Genomic DNA, 18480 nt, shown 5'->3' with positions numbered 1-18480 from the left:
TGTTTACTTCATGCGGCAATGCTACTAACAGCACGGCATTGCTGCTGAATCGGGGGCCAAAAATCGGTGCTCTTCAGCCAAATAGCCAAACATTATAACAAATTCAACAACATTGCGGCAGATGAGCGACCAACTCGACCCCATCCTGCATCAAGCCGAGCAATCCCGGCTTAAACAGCAACTGGCATGGCGCCTTGGCATTGCTGCCGGGCTCATCGTCATCGTTCTTGCCGCCATCTGGTTTCTGGATCACAGCCAGAGCGGCGAACCTGAACCCACCATCGTTGCACCCCGCTTTGCCCTTGCTGCCAGCGCCATCGCGGCCATCAAGGCCAGCGCTGTGGCTTCTGCCGTCGCCTCTGCCCCCGTTGCAGCCAGCGCGCCGGTGATTGCCTCTGCACCCGCAGCAACACCAGCACCAACGACCGAAACGCCGGAACCCGCGCCACAGCAACCCGTAACGACGCCAGTGGCCGCCCCCGTCAAAGCACCCGGTCACGCCGCTCCGGCGCCTGTAAACCCACCCGCAGGCAACACCCCGGCACCAGCGCCCGCACCTAAAGTGGCCGAACCGGCACTCAATTTGCCGCCACCGGAAAAGATTGTTGAGACCCCTGTTGCTGCGGGGAAGTTCGAAGTGCACGCCGGCAACAACGGCTATACCATTCAGGCCGGTGTATTCCAGCATGCGGCCAATGCCGACAAACTGCTGTCCCAACTACAAGCCGCCGGTGTGCCCGCCTGGCTGGAAACCCGCGTTCAGATCGGCCCGTTCAAGAACAAGGCCGATGCTGATGCGGCGATTCGCAAATTGCGCAAATTGGGTATAGAACCGGTTGTACGGGAAAACCAGTAAAGCTTGACCAGCATCCTGGACTGAATCGTTTTCAAAACGATTTCAAGCACTTGAAATGAGGTCTTGTGACGCAGGATGCAACACCTGCAGATAAAAAAACGGGCCGGAGCCCGTTTTTTTATCTCTGTACCAGCACAATCACGCCAACACCGCCGGCAGTTGCGGCAGCAACGCCTGCCGCTCTTTCGTCGCCACACCGCACAGGGCAAATCCCAGCAACTGCCCTTGCTGGCCAATAAAGCGCGCGTCCACGCCCTCTTCAGTCACGGTAACTTGCCAGGCACCCTGCGCATCTTTGGCAGGAGCCGAGACGACCGTCGGGCACGCCGGGGTTTTGACCAGCACCGGCATGGCCGGGTAATGCAGACTGGCTTCTTTACCCGCCAGCACCTGTGCCAGCGTCCGTGCGGCATGCATGATCGGCATCACAAAGGGCAAATGCAGCGACTCCACCTCGGCGCAATCGCCAAGGGCGTAGATATGCGGATCGCTAGTCTGCAGTTGGCGATTGACCACTACACCACGCTCCACCTTCAAACCGGCCGCGTCCGCCAGGCTGTTATTGGGGTGCAACCCCACCGCGGACAGGACCAGATCAGCCTCAAGCCGTTCGCCGGTGCTCAATTCCACAGCAAATCCGTTGCCAGCCGCGTGAACCGCGCCGGCCAGGGCGCCAAACACAAAGCGCACCCCTGCCCCAGTCATTTTGTCGGCAAACCATTGCCCCGCCTGGGGCGGCAACAGACGCGGCAGCGGTGTCGCGGCAGATTCGACCACCACGGGCTCAATCCCGCGAGCGAGCAAGTCGTTGGCAAATTCGCAGCCGATCAGACCACCGCCAAGGATGACCACGCGCTTGACGCCGTCGAGCTTGCCGGCAAACCAGGCAAAATCATCAATATGATTGACGGACAAGACTTCGTCCGCCGCATCACCCCCCAAACGCAAGCGCACCGGCTCGGCGCCGACCGCCAGTACCAGATCACGATACGGCTGTACCTGCCCGTCCGAGAGCATCAACATCTGTTTTTCGCGGTCAATACCGACCACTTCGGTACGCGCAAAAATGGTGGCATTGAGTTCAGCCTCCATTTTCTCTGCCGATTTCATCACCAGTGTCGCCGGGGTTTTGTTACCGGCCAGCGCATTGGACAACATGGGCTTGGAATAGAAATCGGCCGCGTCGCCGGCAATGACCACCAGACCGGTTTCGGCATCGAGTTTGCGGAACTCGCGGGCCAGGTTGTAACCGGCCAGACCGGCCCCAATGATAACGACAGGCAATGCCATGAATGATTGACTCCAGCCCCCTTCAAGCGAAGGGGGCATTCAAAACGGGACAAGAAAAACAAGATAGGCAGGCAGCACATCATGCCGCCCGCCACCGCAGACCTCAGGCCGCAACCGGCACCGGGTCTTGCGTATCAAGAAAAGTGACTTCCGGCAGATCGCTCGCCAGCATGGCATTGCGCACCGCTTCGACCGCAGCCAGCCGCGGGAAATTGCGGCGCCAGGCCAGCACCACGCGCCGGGTCGGCACGGGTTCGGTAAACGGGCGAATACTCAGCAAGGATTCGTCCGCCGCCGTCACCGAGGTTGCCGGCAACACGGTGACGCCGATACCGCCAGCCACCATATGGCGAATGGTCGTCAGCGAAGAGCCCTGCAAGGTCCGCTGCAAGCTACCCGTTGGCAGGCTTTCACGGTTCAGGTCCGGACAGGTCTGCAGCACATGATCGCGGAAACAGTTACCCGGAGAGAGCAACAGCACGTTCTCTTCAGCCAGCATGGAGGCATCAATGGCGCGCTCTTTCTCCCAGTGATGCCCTTTGGGTGTGGCCACTACAAATGGCTCGTCATAGACCGCTTGCGTCGCGATACCTGGCTCATGGAACGGCTCCGCCAGGATAGCGACGTCGATTTCGCCCTGCTTGAGCATCTCCGCCAGGCGGCCAGTGTAGTTTTCTTCCAGCAAAATCTGCATTTGCGGCGCGGCTTCACGCAGATGCGGGATCAGGTGCGGTAATAGATAAGGGCTGATGGTATAGATAATGCCCAGCCGCAAAGCCCCCGCCAGCGGATCTTTACCCTGCTCCGCCAACTGTTTGACCACCTGGACTTCTTCCAGCACGCGCTGGGCCTGCTCAACCACGCGCTCACCAATAGGTGTCAGCGTCACTTCGCCCGCCGCGCGCTCGAACAGCGTGACGCCCAGTTCGTCTTCCAGCTTCTTCACCGCCACCGACAAAGTCGGCTGCGATACAAAACAGCTATTGGCAGCACGGCCAAAGTGGCGCTCACGCGCCACTGCCACGATATAACGCAGTTCTGTCAGGGTCACTTGCGCCCTCCTTGCCAGGCACGGATCAGCCACGCGGCCGCAATCAACGCCAGGAACAACACCAGCGTCCAGCACGGCAGCGACAGGCCCAGAAATTTCCAGTCAATCACAGCGCATTCGCCATGTCCGACCAGCACAGAGCGGAATACCTGCAGCCACGGCTGGTTATCCAGCATGTACTCAAGGCCCGGCCCGCAAGAGCCCAGCGACGATTTGTCAGTCAGAAAATATTGCAGATAAACCTGACGGGCCGACACGCTGGCGCCTGCCAATCCCACAAGCGTGAGTAGCGCCGGCCAGAACCAGGTTGCACGGCGCAAAGGAAACAACGCCGCCAGCAAAGAGACAAGGCCAAACGAGATAATGCCGACACGCTGAAAAATACACAGCGGGCACGGACTCAGGAATTCTTGATATTGCAGGTACAACGCGTATCCAATAGCACCGCCGCAAATCAGGCTCAGTGCCAGAAAACCCAGCCGCCAACGAACGAACATAACTCACCTTCTCACAGGAAACACGTTTGGGGAAATTGCCCGGCAAACGCCAGTCATCGCGGGTAAAAACGCCAGCGGGCAACATGACCTGCAGTGGGAATCGCCAGCATTGCCTATCGCGCTGATCGATTGATTTTTTCAATCAATATTCTACCAGCAAAGATTATGTCGATGACAAGCCCGTATGCCCCCGTCCCGGCGTGATGACTCAGTCAGCCAGAAACTGTTCCAGTTCCCGCCGGCGCTTCATGGCATCGCGATATCCCAGTTTGATCAGTTGCCGCACGTAGTCCCCATGAAACAACAGATAACTGGAGAGGATAGAACCCTGCCGCCTGAAGGCCCCCAACCCACCCAACAAGAAGCGCAACCCGGGCGGAAAGCGCTTGCGGTGCGGCATAACCAGGCGCTCCAGGGGGCGCGATGGCGCAATGGTCAACACTTGCAGTGGGCGCAGGCTGGTGCGATGTGCGGCAAGCACCTCTTCAGACAACAAGGAGATGGTGTTGTTGACGCGCTGGACACGCTCCAGGTCGGCCTCCAGCGCGTCGAGGAACACACTATTGAGCAAATGACCGGTGACTTGCGCCAGCGAGGGGTACTCATTGACCTTTTCCCGCGCAGGTGGCTCTGCATGGGGCGCTACTCCAACCACCAGCAGCTTGTTCGCCCCCAGGTGAATGGCCGGGCTAAGGGGCGCAATTTGCCGTACCGAACCATCACCAAAGTATTCCCGGTTGATGCGCGCCGCAGGGAAAACCAGTGGAATAGCGCTGGATGCCATCAGGTGCTCGACCGAAATATCCGCACGCACACCCACGCGTGAGGCTCGCTGCCAGGTATCAGGCAGTGCTGCAGCGCCCTGGAAGAAGCTGACGGACTGGCCCGAGGTATATCCGGACGCAGTAATCGCCAGCGCAAGCAGAGCGCCATCCTCGACGGCGCGACCAATGCCGTCAAAATCCACGAGCTCACTTAATAGATCACGCAGTGGCGCGTTATCCAGCAAGGATTTGGGGTTGCGTTCCCCCAAACCGCCCGCCAGCACGGAAATCACCCAATGGCCCGCGCTTTTGATCAGCGCCATGACGCTGGCGCGGTAAACCCGATCAGGCGAAAGCAATAACCAGGAACGCGCCAGATGGCGCACGGAAGACTGAAATGCACTGGCCCGGGAAGCCAGCCCGGCCGCATTGATGGCCCCGGCCGAAGTACCACAAATAATCGGGAACGGGTTGGCCTCACCGTGACGCCAGATGCGCGCCACCGCCAGCAAAACCCCCACCTGATAGGCCGCCCGCGCGCCGCCGCCGGACAAGATCAGCGCGCACACCCCCTTTTCTTGTTGATGCAGTGTCGCCCCGGCATGCTCCATGCCGTCCTCCTTGTTGTGGATTGCGGTCGTTGCCGCTTGTACCGGGATGACTACCCCGTTTTCTTGTCACCGCCCGCCGGGTTAGCCCGCAGCGCCGTTTCACGGCGATTTTCTACGATGTTGAATCCCATACTACGCAACAGCACGGCAGCATGAAAGAAAGCAGGTGTTCTGCGCCTTTTGCCCCGCACCAGGTGCTGCGCGAACGCGACAGGACCCGCTGTGATCGCATATATAAAAGAGAGAGGAAAGAGAAAAGGCGTTGCAACGCGCAAGCGCAGCACTTCAACCCTGGCGCGCGCCGTGCCGTTGGCGCCCCCGTCCCGCGCGCCGCCTGACGGGCCCTTGAAGTCACTGCCAGCCACCGCCACCTTGTACAAATTGCAACACGGCACCGGTAAAACGTCAGTACGTCGGCATAGTCTTACGGTGGCATACCCGGTATAATCGACTTTTGGCGTGAAAGGATTCGCACATGCGCATCGTGCAGCAAGCCCTGACCTTCGACGACGTTCTGCTCGTCCCGGCCCATTCTGACGTCCTCCCTCGCGACGTTAGCCTTGGTACCCAGTTTACTCGTGACATCCGGCTCAACCTGCCGCTGATCTCCGCAGCCATGGATACCGTGACCGAAGCCCCTCTGGCGATTGCCATCGCTCAGGAAGGCGGCATTGGTATCGTTCACAAAAACATGTCTGCCAAGCTGCAAGCGGCTGAAGTTTCCAAAGTCAAACGGTATGAATCCGGCGTGGTGAAAGACCCGCTGGTCGTGTCGCCTGACATGCTGGTGCGCGATGTACTGAATCTGTCCCGACAACATCGTATTTCCGGTTTCCCGGTCATTGATGCCAAAGGCCAGCTGGTTGGCATCATCACCAACCGCGATCTGCGTTTTGAAACCCGTCTTGATGTGCCCGTCTCCAGCGTCATGACGCAAAAAGACAAGCTGGTGATCGTGCGTGAAGGCGCATCGATCGATGAAGCCCGCCACCTGATGCATGACCACAAGCTGGAGCGTGTGCTGGTGGTGAATGACAGCTTCCAGCTGCGTGGCCTGATCACCGTGAAAGACATCATCAAGACCAGCGAACATCCGCTGGCCTCCAAAGATGAGCTGGGCCGTCTGCGCGTTGGTGCAGCGGTGGGTACGGGTGATGGCACGGAAGAACGCGTGGCCCTGCTGGCCGAAGCCGGTGTGGACGTCATTGTGGTCGACACCGCCCACGGTCATAGCGCCGGGGTGCTGAACCGCGTGAACTGGGTTAAACGCAATTTCCCGAATGTTCAGGTGATTGGCGGCAATATCGCCACTGCCGCTGCCGCCCGTGCACTGGTTGATGCGGGTGCTGATGCCGTCAAGGTAGGCATCGGCCCGGGTTCTATCTGCACCACGCGGATCGTGGCCGGCGTAGGTGTGCCGCAAATTTCCGCAGTCGCCAACGTTGCTGACGCACTGGCTGGCACAGGCGTGCCGTTGGTCGCTGACGGCGGCATCCGCTTCTCTGGTGATATCGCCAAGGCTATTGCTGCCGGTGCCCACACCGTCATGCTGGGTGGCCTGCTGGCAGGTACCGAAGAAGCACCGGGTGAAGTTGAACTGTACCAGGGTCGTTCTTACAAGAGCTATCGTGGCATGGGTTCCCTGGGTGCCATGCAGCAAGGCTCCAGCGACCGTTACTTCCAGGAAGAAAACACCGCCAACGCCGACAAACTGGTGCCGGAAGGCATTGAAGGCCGTGTCCCGTACAAGGGCCCGGTAACGGCAATTGTTCACCAACTGGTGGGCGGTCTGCGTTCTTCCATGGGTTATCTGGGTTGCGCGACCATTGCCCAGATGCACGAGAAAGCCGAGTTCGTGCAGATCACTTCTGCCGGTATTCGTGAATCGCACGTGCATGATGTGCAGATCACCAAGGAAGCACCGAACTATCGCGTGGAGTAATCCTCCATATTGATGGTTGACCAACAAAAAGCCCCGCAATTGCGGGGCTTTTTGTTGGTGGTACCGGGTGAACTGGCTCTATTTGCTGCGGCAGGACCAACCCACCCTCACCCATCAACCACGCCGGGCGGCTTCACCCATCATGCGCGCGGCATCGCTCGCGCTCATATTGCCGTTGCGCCAGAACTTCAGGGTAATCTCGAAAATGGCGCCCCGCACTTCTTCCGGCAAACATTGGCTGTGCGCCCAAGACGGCACCAATACATTGGCGTTGGCGGCCTGTGCAAAAGAACGCGCCGTTTCCTGAGAGTACCCGTCGTAGCGGCTCATGGGGGTATCAGATCGCGCGGGTACATTGCCCTTGAAGAAGTTGAACGCTTCCTGGCCTTCCTGGCCCATCAGCATTTCGACCAGATCACGCTGTGCCACCTGCATGTCCGTATCTTTTTGCTTGAACATGATGAGCGAGTCGCAGGCAAAACTGAATTCTCCCGCCGCCGCCGGTGCAGCCCAACCCATGTAGTCTTTGCCCTGCGCTTTACCGGCCTGCATGAACTCCGGTTTGGCCCAGTCGCCCATGATCTGCATGGCAGCACGCCCGTTGATGACGTCCACCGTCGCCAGGTTCCAGTCCCGCCCGGCCGCGTCTTCCGTGCAATAGGGCTTAAGGCGGCGGAAACGCTCCAGCGCCCGCGCCATGCCCGCGCCACCCAACACGCCAGCATCCAGCTTCACAAAGCAGTTGCGGTGAAACTCGGCTCCCTCAGCGAGGATGATGGTTTCGAGCATGGTGGCGATCTGCCAGTCTTGCTCACCCACCGCCAGCGGTGTAATACCCGCCGCCTTGAGTTTGTCGCACAGCGCAAAGAAATCATCCCATGTGCGCGGCTGCTGGCCATTCACCTGACGAATCAGCGGCAGGTTCACCCACAGGGTATTCACGCGCGCCGCACCCAGCGGCACGGCGACATACTTGCCATCTACCTGGATCATTTTATCCAGCACGGCCGGCAGCACGCTGGACCAGCGCTGCCGCTGGGCGATCTCGTTCAGATCGGCCAGCACACCCATTTTGGACCACTTGCCAATATTGATGATGCGGTTGGCGGCGGCGGTCGGCGCATTACCCGATTGCACGCGGGAATTGAGCGCCGCCATCGGGTCGCCGCCACTGGTGCGGGTATCCATCCAGTGATGGCCCTGTGCGTTCAGGCGGGTTTTCAGTTCAAACACGGCGCGCGCTTCACTGCGTGACAACCACCAGTGCAGCACTTCCACGTCCGCCAGATGAAACTTGCCGACTGCGCTCAAGAGCGTTTTGGCGCGCTCATCCACGCTTTGCAAGGTCTGGCGGGCCTGATGCAGCGCCGAATCCGTTGCCCGGGTCATCCCGCTGGCCCGCTCTGTGGAACGCGCCATGGATTCGGTGGCGGAAGATTGTTCGGCCGTGGCATCGGCAATCTGCCGCACGACCTGGGCTACTTCGTCCATGCGCCCAGAAATAGCCAGCATGTGCTTGCGCGCGTGTTCCGCCTTGTCCACGCTTTGTGCGACGCCGGTTGAGGTTCGGGTCATGTCGGACAACACGGCATTGGTCTCCGCGTTCACCAGATCAATCCGCCGGGCGATATCCACGGTGGCAGAAGAACTGCGCTCGGCCAGTTTGCGGACTTCATCGGCCACCACCGCAAAACCACGCCCTTGCTCGCCGGCTCGGGCCGCTTCAATGGCGGCATTCAGGGCCAACAGATTGGTCTGATCCGCAATTTCCTTGATCACCACCACAATGCCGCTGATTTCGCGGGCGCGCTGGCTGAGGTTATCCATGGCAGTGCCTAGCGACTGCATGGCGGTTGCCACCTCAGCCACCTCACTGGAGACGCCCATCACCGCTTGCGCGCTTTCGCTGGAGATCGACTGGGTATCCAGCACGGCTTCATCCACGTCCCGCGCACGCAAGGCAATGCTGGAGATACTCTGCGTAATCTGTCCCACGGTGGCCGCAGAGGCCGACGCGTGATCAGACTGTACGCGCGTATCGTTGGAAATTTGTGTGGTTACGGCGGTGAGTTCGTGCAGGCTCAGGGCCAGCGCTTCCATTTCCCGCTGGATTTCACGCAGCACGGATTGCTGTGTGCTCACAAACTGATTCAACGGGCGCGTCAGCTCCGCCAGTTCGCCCTCTTCTGCAAAGCGGACCGACAAACCTGCTTTGCCACCGACCATATCCTGCAAGCTGCGTTGCAAGGTATTGATGGGCTGCAGCGCAAAGCCGGCGGCAAACCAGACCACACCAGCCAAAGCCAGCAAACTGAATGCGGCGAATGTATAAGCCAGCCCGTCCAGCGCCAGGCCCTGCCCAAACAACACATATCCCAGCGTAACGCCAAAACCCAATAGCGCCACCAGCATCACCGGCAGCATCAAGCGCATGCGCATCGTCATTTGTACCTCCCAAGAACCGCTTATAGCTTTATCTGTTGCTGTTATTTATATCGACTGAGCATGGCGTGACGCGCCCCCGCGTCATTGCCCTTCTCATAAAAACAAACCCGCCCGGCACACTGTGCGGCGGGCGAGTTGTTTCACCAATCGGGAAGAATACTTACATACCCATCGGGACCACTCAGGCGCTATATCTGGCGGGCTCCAGCACCATATTGGGCGAGGGAATACCAATGTGGTATCCCTGCAAATAGTCGACGCCAATCTCGCGTAGCTTGTCGGCAATCGCGGCAGATTCGACGTATTCCGCAATGGTCTGGCGTCCCATGGCGTGGGCGATGTGGTTCACCGCAATCACCATTTGCAGGCTGACATGGTCTTCCACGATGTCACGCACCAGGCTGCCGTCGATTTTGAGGTAATCGACCGGTAGTGTTTTCAGGTAAGTGAATGAAGAGAAGCCGCTGCCAAAGTCATCCAGCGCAAAGCGACAGCCGCGCGTGCGCAGCGCCTCAATAAACAGGGTGGATTCTTTGATGTTGGCAATGGCGCTGGTTTCGGTGATTTCGAAACACAGGTTTTCTGGCGGCACACTGGATTCATCCAGCCGCTCCAGTACAAAGGCCAGCGTCTGGCGATTGAGCGATTTGCCGGACAAATTGACCGACAACATCGGCATGGGCCGACCCGAGCGTTCCTGAGCCGCGAGGAAACTGATGGCGTGCGACACCACCCAGCGATCAATGGTCGCCATCAAGTCATAGCGTTCGGCGGCCGGAATAAACGCCCCCGGCGAGATCACTTTGCTGTTCTCTCCCACCAGTCGCAGCAGCACTTCATAGTGCAATTCATCCGCATCGACCGAGGAGACAATGGGCTGGAAATACAACTGGAACCAGTTCAGTTCAGCGGCCTGCCGCAAGGTGGCCAGCAATTGCAGTTCGTTGTGGCGCTGCTCCAGATTCACTTCACCACCGCGATACCAGGAGAGGCGGTTACGCCCCGCTTCCTTGGCAGCAAAACAGGCCACGTCTGCCCGGCTGATCACTTCTTGCAGATTGCGCGCCTCGGTATCCATGATCACCAGCCCCATACTGCCAGTGACGGTAAACGGGCGGTCTTGCCAGACAAAACGGTACTGTTCAAGCGCTTGCAAAATACGGTCGGCCAGTTGCTGGGCTTGTTCGGTGGTGGCGTCGTGCATCAGGAAGCCAAACTCATCGCCCCCCAAGCGCCCCACTTGCACCCCGATCGGGACAATTTCCAGCAATTGGCGCGCCAGTTGCCGCAGCAACTCGTCACCAGCCAGGTGACCACAGGTGTCATTGACCAGCTTGAACTGGTCCAGGTCAAGCTGCATCAAGACGCAGGGTCTGCCGCTCTCGCGCACGGTTTCGCTGGCTTGTACCAATGAGCCCATAAAGCCACGGCGGTTGGTCAGCCCGGTCAGTTCATCATGCGTGGCCTGATAAGCCAGGCGCTCGGTCAGGGCTTCCGCCTCGCTGATATCGTGCAGTGCCACCACAAGGCCAATACCGTGTTCATCCGGCACAGCAGCAATGGCCATCTCTACCCGGTAACGCTGGCCCAGACGGTTCACCAGCGTGGCGACTTCACGCGTGGCGGCATGGCCGCCTTCCAGCGCTTCGGCCAGCAAGCGGGACAGACGTGTGCCGCTGGCTTCATCCACGGTCATGACAATATCGGTAATCGGCCGGCCAGAGGCTTCGGCAAAGGGCCACCCTGTCAGTGTTTCTGCCGCCGGGTTCAACAGCTTGACCTTGCCGTCAGCGGTGGTCGTAACAATGGCGTCCGCAACCGAACTCAAGGTGGCTTCGGCCAGTTCTTTTTCACGCAGCAACTCATGCTGGGCCGTGTCACGCTCGTTCAGGCCCTGCAACAGGTTGCGCCGCATGGCATTAAAGGCATCCGTCAGCGTTTGCAGTTCGTCGGCCGTACCGGGCGGCCGGGCCAGCACCAGGGGTGCGGACAGGCGTTCGTAATTGAAGTGACGGGTGTAGTCCGCGATATAACGCAGATGCCGGGCAATCAAGCGGTGATATAACCATATAAATGCCAGCGCCGCCGCACCCATGCCGGTGACCAGCAAGAGCAGAATGCGTTTGAGTTGATCCGTGATTTCAGATTCAAGGCCGTCAAGGGTGTTGACCAGCGTCAACTGCCCCAGACGCACGGATTTATTGGTCAGCGGATGCAGGTATTCCACCGGGAAAGTCATGCTGACCACAGAGCGCTGGTCAGACGGCAATTCGCCGGCTTGATAGCGCGAACCGTCGGTTTCCACCAGCTCGGCGTAGCCCACCACTTTGGTTTGCAGCAAAGAGTTGAGCTGGGTGCGCACCGCTTCGGTGTTGACCAGCCACAGATTGACCGCCAGTTGTGGCCGAACGCTGCGCGAGAGGGTTTCCAGGTCAGAGCGGATCTGGGAGAGGCTGCGCTGGTATTCCTGGCGCGCCAGGAAAAACGCCAGCGATGCAGCGACCAGCACGCTCGTCACCATCACGGCGACGACCAGTCGCAGAGCCAGCCGGTTTTCCCGGGAAAAAACGCGCAGCCGCGCGAGCAGTTGTTGCATCACTGTGTGGGGCTTCGTTCTGAGAGTCCAATGACTGTTGCGGAGCATAAACGACGCCCTGCGCCGGTACAAACCATTGCATTACGTTTGCACCCGCAACCATCCAAATTCTTACGATGTAAGAAAGTTTTTAATTTTTTGTAAACCCATTAAACCATAGAACAAGACAAACTGATCAGCAGAACACCGTATACGCAGCCAAAAACAAACACTTTTCCGTCGACCAGTCTTACAGCTACATCCCCTGGTAACCCGGCCCGCCGCCCCCTTCGGGCACCAGCCAGGTGATATTTCTGGACGGATCCTTGATATCACAGGTTTTGCAGTGCAGGCAGTTTTGCGCGTTGATCTGCAATGCAGGCTGCCCCTGCCGCTGCACGATCTCGTACACACCCGCCGGACAATAGTGTGATTCAGGCGAACCATAGACAGCCAGATTCACACTGATATGCTCCTCCGGATGCGCCAAAGCAAGGTGTGGCGGTTGATCGGCCTCATGCCAGGTGTTGGACAGTTGCAAAGAGGATGCCTTGTCAAATGTCAACACCCCATCGGGCAGCGGATACACCAATTTCGGCATTTCCCGTGCACTCTTGAGGGTCGCGTAGTCTGCTTTGGTGTGTTTGAGCGTCCACGGCACGGTCAAGCCCAGTTGATCCAGCCACAGTTCAGCACCGGCGTAGAGCGTGCCCAACAACCCGCCAAAACGCGACAGCGCCGGTTTGATATTGCGGACCTGGCGCAACTCGCGCCCGATCCAGCTTTGCGCCACGGCATCGGCGTAAGTTGTCAAGGTATCGTGGGCACGGCCAGCCACCAAAGCGTCAAACGCGGCCTCTGCCCCCAGCATGCCACTCTTCATGGCATTGTGATTGCCCTTGATACGCGGCACGTTGACCATACCCGCCGCACAGCCCAGCAACAGCCCGCCGGGGAACGCCAGTTCCGGCAAGGATTGCCAGCCGCCTTCCGTAATGGCCCGCGCACCATAGCCGATACGTTCCCCGCCTTGCAGCATGGCGGCAATGGCCGGGTGTCGTTTCAAACGCTGGAACTCTTCATACGGGGACAAGGACGGATTGGCGTAGTCCAGATGGGTCACCAGGCCGAGCGATATCAGATCTTCGCCCATGTGATAGATAAACGCCCCACCGCCCGCGCGCCCGCCCAGCGGCCACCCCAGCGTATGCAATACCAGCCCGGCTTCGTGCCGGTCTTTGGGAACGCGCCACAACTCCTTGATCCCCAGGCCGAATTTTTGTACCTGTGTGTTGTCCCGCAGTTTGAATTGACGCTCAAGCACCTGGGTGAGCGAGCCCCGCGCGCCCTCCGCGACCAGGGTGTAACGCGCATGGATTTCAATCCCCGGCGTAAAGTCGGCCTTGGGCTTGCCGTCCTTACCAATGCCCATATCGCCACACAGCACACCCTTGACCGAGCCATCTTCGGCATACACCGCATCTGCCACCGCAAAGCCGGGGTAGATTTCGACACCCAGCGCTTCGGCTTGCCCGGCCAGCCAGCTACCAAACTCCCCCAGACTGATGATGTAGTTACCATGATTACGCATCAGCCGCGGAATCATGACATCCGGGATAGTCCAGGCCAGGTCTTCATCCAGTACCAGAAAACGATCGTGCGTCACCGCGGTATGGAGGGGTGCACCCCGCTCACGCCAGTCGGGGATCAGTTCATTGAGCGCCACAGGGTCCAGCACCGCACCAGATAAAAGATGCGCGCCCACTTGCGCGCCTTTTTCCAGCACACATACGCTGAAATCCTGCCCGGCTTGCTGCGCCAGTTGCTTGAAGCGAATGGCCGCCGACAAGCCGGCCGGACCGGCACCAACGATTACTACGTCATATTCCATTACATCGCGCTGCATGAAACACCTGGATAGAGGTTGAATTGAGTGAATAGATAAAGGTAAAGAAGAACAACCAAGGGTCAGGCCACAAAAAGACCATCACGGCGGCTAGCGGTATTCCACCGGTTGGCCGTCGGGGCGGCGCAGGACGATCTCATCACTGCGTTCCACATCGCGCGCGGCATCCCGGCACAGTTCGATAAAAGCCTCAATCCCGGCAGTACGGAATTTTTGCTTGTGCAGCACAAAATGGAACATGCGGCGAAAATCCAGACCCGGCACTTCCAGCGGCACCAGACTGCCGCGACGGAAAGCCTCTTTGAGGGTCAGCCGTGAAATGCAGCCGATGCCAAGGCCCGATTCCACCGCGCGCTTGATGGCCTCGGTGTGTTCCAGTTCCAGGCGGACATCCAGCCGGGCCAGTACATGTCGCATGGCATATTCAAAGGTCTGCCGCGTGCCGGAGCCGGGCTCTCGCATAATCCAGGGCACGGCCAGCACGTCTTCCAGTGTGACTGTGCTTTGGCGGGCGAGCGGATGTTCGGGCGCGGCAAAGATGACCATTTCGTCCGCCACCCACGGAAACATATCCAGGTCAGGGTGCTGGATTTCTCCCTCAATCAACCCCAGATCAAGTTCAAAGTGGGCGACATCGCGTACAACCGTGGCCGTGTTGTGAACAGAGATATTGACGCGGCTACCCGGATGCACCCGCATGAACTCGCCCACCAGCAGCGTGGCCAGATAGTTGCCGATGGTCAGCGTGGCACCAATGCGCAAAGGGCCGATACCGGACTCGCCCGCGAGGGTGGATTCAATCTCGTTAGCCCGATCGAGTAGTTCAATGGCGCGGGGAAGCAGTTGGCGGCTGAGTTCATTGAGTTGCAGCCGTTTGCCGTAGCGATCAAACAGGCGGGTGTCGAATTGTTTTTCCAGTTCTGCCAGCGCCGTACTGGTCGCTGATTGGGACAAAGACAATGCTTCTGCGGCCCGCGAGACGCTTTCAGAGCGTGCCACCGCGACAAAGACTTCCATCTGCCTGAGCGTGTATCTCATATCTATACCTTGGATATATTTTATTTATTAATTCAAATTTACAGATATTGTACCTGTGTTTAAGATGCAAATCTAGATAACCAGCAGGAATATAAAACCATGACGGCTAGCGAAAAATATACGGCAGAGACGATCACGCATCTGCATACGTGGACGCCCAGCCTTTTCACTTTGCGCACCACGCGCAGCGATGCATTCAAGTTTGTACCCGGCCAGTTCGCCCGGCTGGGTGTGGAAAAGAACGGCAAGATCGTCTGGCGGGCGTACTCCATCCTGTCCGCCGATTATGACGAGCACCTGGAGTTCCTCTCTATTGTCGTACCCGGTGGCGAATTCACCAGCGAGTTGTCACGCCTGAAAGTGGGTGACACCTTATATGTAGATAAAACCGCCTACGGTTTTCTGACGCGGGATCGGTTCGAGCAAGGCAAGGATCTGTGGATGCTGGCCACCGGCACCGGCCTGGCGCCGTTCTTGTCCATCCTCTACGACTTCTCTGCTTGGGAAGAATATGACCGGTTGATTCTGGTACAGAGCGTGCGCGAAAAGGCCGAACTGGCGTATGAAGACACCATCCGCAGTTTTGCCAGTCACGAGTATTACAGCGAGTTTGCGCACAAGCTGCACTACGTGCCCATCGTCACCCGCGAAGAAATGCCCGGTGCCCTGAGCGAGCGCATTACCACCCTTTTGTCCAATGGCGGACTGGAAGCGCACACCGGCATTGCGCTGGATCACGAACGCTCACGCATCATGATTTGCGGCAACCCGGATATGGTCGATGAAACCCGCAAATTACTTGGCGACCGTGGCTTTACGCTCGCCCGCCGCAGTGTGCCTGGCCATCTGGCGGTGGAACAACTCTGGTAAGCCGGTGCCGCACAAAGCAAGAACAAAGGAGAACACATGAAAATTCTGGTTGCCGTTAAACGTACCGTTGATCCCAATATCAAGGTACGCATCAAGGCCGATCAATCCGACGTGGATATTGCCGCCGCCAAAATGAGCATGAACCCGTTTGACGAAATTGCCGTGGAAGAAGCCGTACGCCTGAAAGAAAAAGGTATTGCCACCGAAATCGTCGCGGTATCCATTGGCGCCGCGAGCGTGCAGGACACCCTGCGCCACGCCCTTGCCATGGGCGCAGATCGGGCCATTCTGGTCGAACACGCCACAGCAACAGACTCGCTCACCGTCGCCAAACTGCTGGCAGCCGTGGCCCGCAAGGAAAACCCGGACCTGCTACTGCTGGGCAAACAAGCCATTGACGACGATTCCGCCCAGGCCGGCCCCATGCTGGCAGCACTTCTGGGTATCGGCCAAGGTATTGCGGCCTCCCGCCTTGAACCGGAAAACGGCTTTGTCACCGTCACTCGTGAAGTCGATGGCGGCCAGGAGACCCTGCGCTTGCCCCTGCCCGCCCTGGTGACCAGTGACCTGCGCCTGAACGAGCCGCGCTATGTGAAGCTGCCCAATCTGATGCAAGCCCGCAAGAAACCGGTGGAAACCCTGACACCCGAAGATTTGGGCGTAGCTGCCACGGCGCGCACCACCTTGCTCCAGGTTGCCGAGCCCCCTGCCCGCAAAGCCGGCATCAAGGTGGGCAGTGTTGACGAATTGATTGAACGCCTGCGGTCCGAGGCAAAGGTACTGCCATGAGCACCCTCCTGCTTGCAGAACATCAAAATGGCCAATTGAGGGCTATCACCCACCACGCCGTCACCGCAGCCACTGTACTTGGCGGGGAAATCGACGTACTGGTTGCCGGCGAAGGGCTTGCCGGGATTGCGGAACAAGCCGCACAACTGGCTGGCGTCAGCCGCGTTCTGGTCGTGGAAAGCACAGACCTTGCTCACCAGGAAGCGGAGCGTATCGCGCCGCTGGTCGCCAGCATCGCGGGCAAATACCAGAATGTGATCGCTGCGTCGGGCACTTACGCCCGCAACATGTTGCCGCGCGTGGCCGCGCTGCTGGACGCCAACATGGTTTCAGACGTGCTGAAGATCGTGAGCGCCGACACCTTTGTACGTGGCATCTATGCCGGCAACGTCCACGCCACCGTACAAACTGCCGATGCGGTGCGCGTCTTGAGCATCCGCCCGACCGCCTTTGCGGCGGCCGGCAATCAGCCCGCCGCCCCGATCGAGCCGCTTGGGTGGCAAGTGGCCACTGAGGACAAGCGCCTGGCACAATGGATCAGTGCCGAGCAAACGGTCAGTAAGGGCCCGGAACTGGCCACCGCCAAAACAGTGGTGTCTGGTGGGCGCGCCCTGGGTAGCGCGGCACAATTCCAGGAATTACTGGTGCCACTGGCGGGCAAGCTGGGTGCAGCGCTTGGCGCATCACGGGCAGCGGTCGATGAAGGCTATGCGCCCAATGACTGGCAAGTGGGCCAGACCGGGGTGGTGGTCGCGCCGGAGTTGTATCTGGCCATTGGCATCTCTGGTGCGGTACAACATCTGGCCGGCATGAAAGATAGCGGGACAGTGGTGGCCATCAACCAGGACCCGGATGCGCCCATTTTCCAGTATGCCGACTACGGGCTGGTGGGTGATCTCTTTACCCTGCTGCCGGAGTTGACCAGCAAGCTGTAATCGTTTGACTGCATTTGCGGGTGAACAAAACAAAAACGCCATGCACGAATGCATGGCGTTTTTGTTTTGGCGGGGCCAGCCAGTGAAACCAGCAGGCCAAACCAGAACTACTAATTACTGCACAGTAGCCTTGGCGCGCAGATCGCTCACCATCTTCTCAACCTTCTGACGTTCCAGTTGTTGAGAGATTTCACCCTTCACTTGATCCAGCGGCGGAGCCTTGGCATCACGCACATCTTCCAGCTTGATGATGTGGTAGCCAAACTGGGTCTTCACCGGAGTCTGGGTGATCTGACCCTTGGTCAGCTTGGTCATGGCAGCGGAGAATTCCGGCACGTAGTTGGTCGGGCTGGACCAGCCCAGATCGCCACCTTGAGCACCGCTTTGGGTGTCGATGGACTTGGCCTTGGCCAGATCATCAAACTTCTTGCCCTTCTTCAGCTGGGCCAGGATGTCGTTGGCTTCAGCTTCAGTCTTCACCAGGATGTGACGAGCGTGGTATTCCTTGCCAGCAAAGTTGGCCTTGATCACGCGGTCATATTCTTTCTGCACATCAGCGTCGCTAACCGGGTTGGCCTTGACGAAGTTGTTCACGTAGGTGCTGACCACGATCTGTTGCTTGGCGGCGTCCAGTTGGGATTGCACGTCAGCCGACTTGTCCACGCCCTTCTTCACGGCGTCTTGATACAGCACTTCGTTCGTCACCAGCTGTTGCTTGATACGGTCGCGCAGTTCCGGCGAATCTTTCTGGCCGCGTTCAGCCAGTTGCTTGACGATCATGTCCATCTTGCTTTGCGGAATGGCCACGCCGTTCACGGTCGCAACGCTGCCATCGGCCATGGCCGAGGTGGAAATCAGGGCACCAACCAGGGCGCCAACAAGAAGCTTGGTAGAACGCATTACGATTCCTT

General features: G+C 58.8%; 14 protein-coding genes. 5 read left to right on the top strand and 9 right to left on the bottom strand.

Going from position 1 to position 18480, the window contains the following annotated elements:
- The first annotated feature begins 121 nt into the window (after nt 1-121).
- Complete coding sequence (locus HNQ50_RS22295) at nt 122-856, top strand: SPOR domain-containing protein (RefSeq protein WP_184098329.1); 735 nt, start codon at nt 122-124, stop codon at nt 854-856.
- Between the two features lie 138 nt (nt 857-994).
- On the opposite strand, the gene HNQ50_RS05230 is transcribed toward HNQ50_RS22295, so the two are convergent.
- The 4 genes from HNQ50_RS05230 to HNQ50_RS05215 form a co-directional block, all read right to left on the bottom strand.
- Nucleotides 995-2146, bottom strand: a complete 1152-nt coding sequence (locus HNQ50_RS05230; protein ID WP_184098328.1) for an NAD(P)/FAD-dependent oxidoreductase — start codon at nt 2144-2146, stop codon at nt 995-997.
- A gap of 103 nt (nt 2147-2249) precedes the next feature.
- A complete protein-coding gene (locus tag HNQ50_RS05225) occupies nt 2250-3197 on the bottom strand; it encodes a hydrogen peroxide-inducible genes activator (RefSeq protein ID WP_184098327.1) in 948 nt (315 codons plus the stop codon).
- Nucleotides 3194-3694 (bottom strand): disulfide bond formation protein B, encoded by a 501-nt coding sequence (locus HNQ50_RS05220; RefSeq protein WP_184098326.1) that lies wholly within the window; start codon nt 3692-3694, stop codon nt 3194-3196. Before HNQ50_RS05220 ends, HNQ50_RS05225 begins: the two co-directional genes overlap by 4 nt.
- 208 nt (nt 3695-3902) lie before the next feature.
- Nucleotides 3903-5069: a patatin-like phospholipase family protein gene (locus tag HNQ50_RS05215; protein ID WP_184098325.1), complete on the bottom strand. Its 1167-nt coding sequence runs from the start codon at nt 5067-5069 to the stop codon at nt 3903-3905.
- 475 nt (nt 5070-5544) lie between these two features.
- Between HNQ50_RS05215 and guaB the strand changes: the two genes are divergently transcribed.
- Nucleotides 5545-7011, top strand: coding sequence for an IMP dehydrogenase (gene guaB, locus HNQ50_RS05210; protein ID WP_184098324.1), 1467 nt, complete (start codon nt 5545-5547; stop codon nt 7009-7011).
- Between the two features lie 114 nt (nt 7012-7125).
- On the opposite strand, the gene HNQ50_RS05205 is transcribed toward guaB, so the two are convergent.
- The 4 genes from HNQ50_RS05205 to HNQ50_RS05190 form a co-directional block, all read right to left on the bottom strand.
- Complete coding sequence (locus HNQ50_RS05205; protein WP_184098322.1) at nt 7126-9456, bottom strand: extracellular solute-binding protein; 2331 nt, start codon at nt 9454-9456, stop codon at nt 7126-7128.
- A 181-nt stretch (nt 9457-9637) separates the two neighbouring features.
- Nucleotides 9638-12052: an EAL domain-containing protein gene (locus HNQ50_RS05200; RefSeq protein WP_184098320.1), complete on the bottom strand. Its 2415-nt coding sequence runs from the start codon at nt 12050-12052 to the stop codon at nt 9638-9640.
- Between the two features lie 235 nt (nt 12053-12287).
- Nucleotides 12288-13937, bottom strand: coding sequence for an electron transfer flavoprotein-ubiquinone oxidoreductase (locus HNQ50_RS05195; protein ID WP_184098318.1), 1650 nt, complete (start codon nt 13935-13937; stop codon nt 12288-12290).
- A gap of 90 nt (nt 13938-14027) precedes the next feature.
- Nucleotides 14028-14975, bottom strand: a complete 948-nt coding sequence (locus tag HNQ50_RS05190) for a LysR family transcriptional regulator (protein ID WP_184098316.1) — start codon at nt 14973-14975, stop codon at nt 14028-14030.
- Between the two features lie 99 nt (nt 14976-15074).
- Here HNQ50_RS05190 and HNQ50_RS05185 point away from each other — a divergent pair, with 99 nt between their 5' ends.
- Genes HNQ50_RS05185 through HNQ50_RS05175 form a run of 3 tightly spaced genes read left to right on the top strand, consistent with a single transcriptional unit; the run spans nt 15075 to nt 17569 of the window.
- The gene (locus HNQ50_RS05185; protein ID WP_184098314.1) at nt 15075-15845 is read left to right on the top strand and encodes a ferredoxin--NADP reductase; all 771 of its coding nucleotides are present in this window, start codon (nt 15075-15077) and stop codon (nt 15843-15845) included.
- Between the two features lie 36 nt (nt 15846-15881).
- Nucleotides 15882-16634, top strand: a complete 753-nt coding sequence (locus HNQ50_RS05180) for an electron transfer flavoprotein subunit beta/FixA family protein (RefSeq protein ID WP_184098312.1) — start codon at nt 15882-15884, stop codon at nt 16632-16634.
- A complete protein-coding gene (locus HNQ50_RS05175; protein ID WP_184098310.1) occupies nt 16631-17569 on the top strand; it encodes an electron transfer flavoprotein subunit alpha/FixB family protein in 939 nt (312 codons plus the stop codon). The genes HNQ50_RS05180 and HNQ50_RS05175 overlap by 4 nt, the downstream gene beginning before the upstream one ends.
- A gap of 114 nt (nt 17570-17683) precedes the next feature.
- On the opposite strand, the gene HNQ50_RS05170 is transcribed toward HNQ50_RS05175, so the two are convergent.
- Nucleotides 17684-18469: a peptidylprolyl isomerase gene (locus HNQ50_RS05170; protein WP_184098308.1), complete on the bottom strand. Its 786-nt coding sequence runs from the start codon at nt 18467-18469 to the stop codon at nt 17684-17686.
- Nucleotides 18470-18480: the final 11 nt, after the last annotated feature.

Origin of the sequence: Silvimonas terrae (assembly GCF_014202765.1) — a bacterium.
Classification (GTDB): Bacteria; Pseudomonadota; Gammaproteobacteria; order Burkholderiales; family Chitinibacteraceae; genus Silvimonas; species Silvimonas terrae.
Note: the sequence above shows the minus strand (reverse complement) of the source record. Positions and strands in the feature narration are given on the sequence as shown.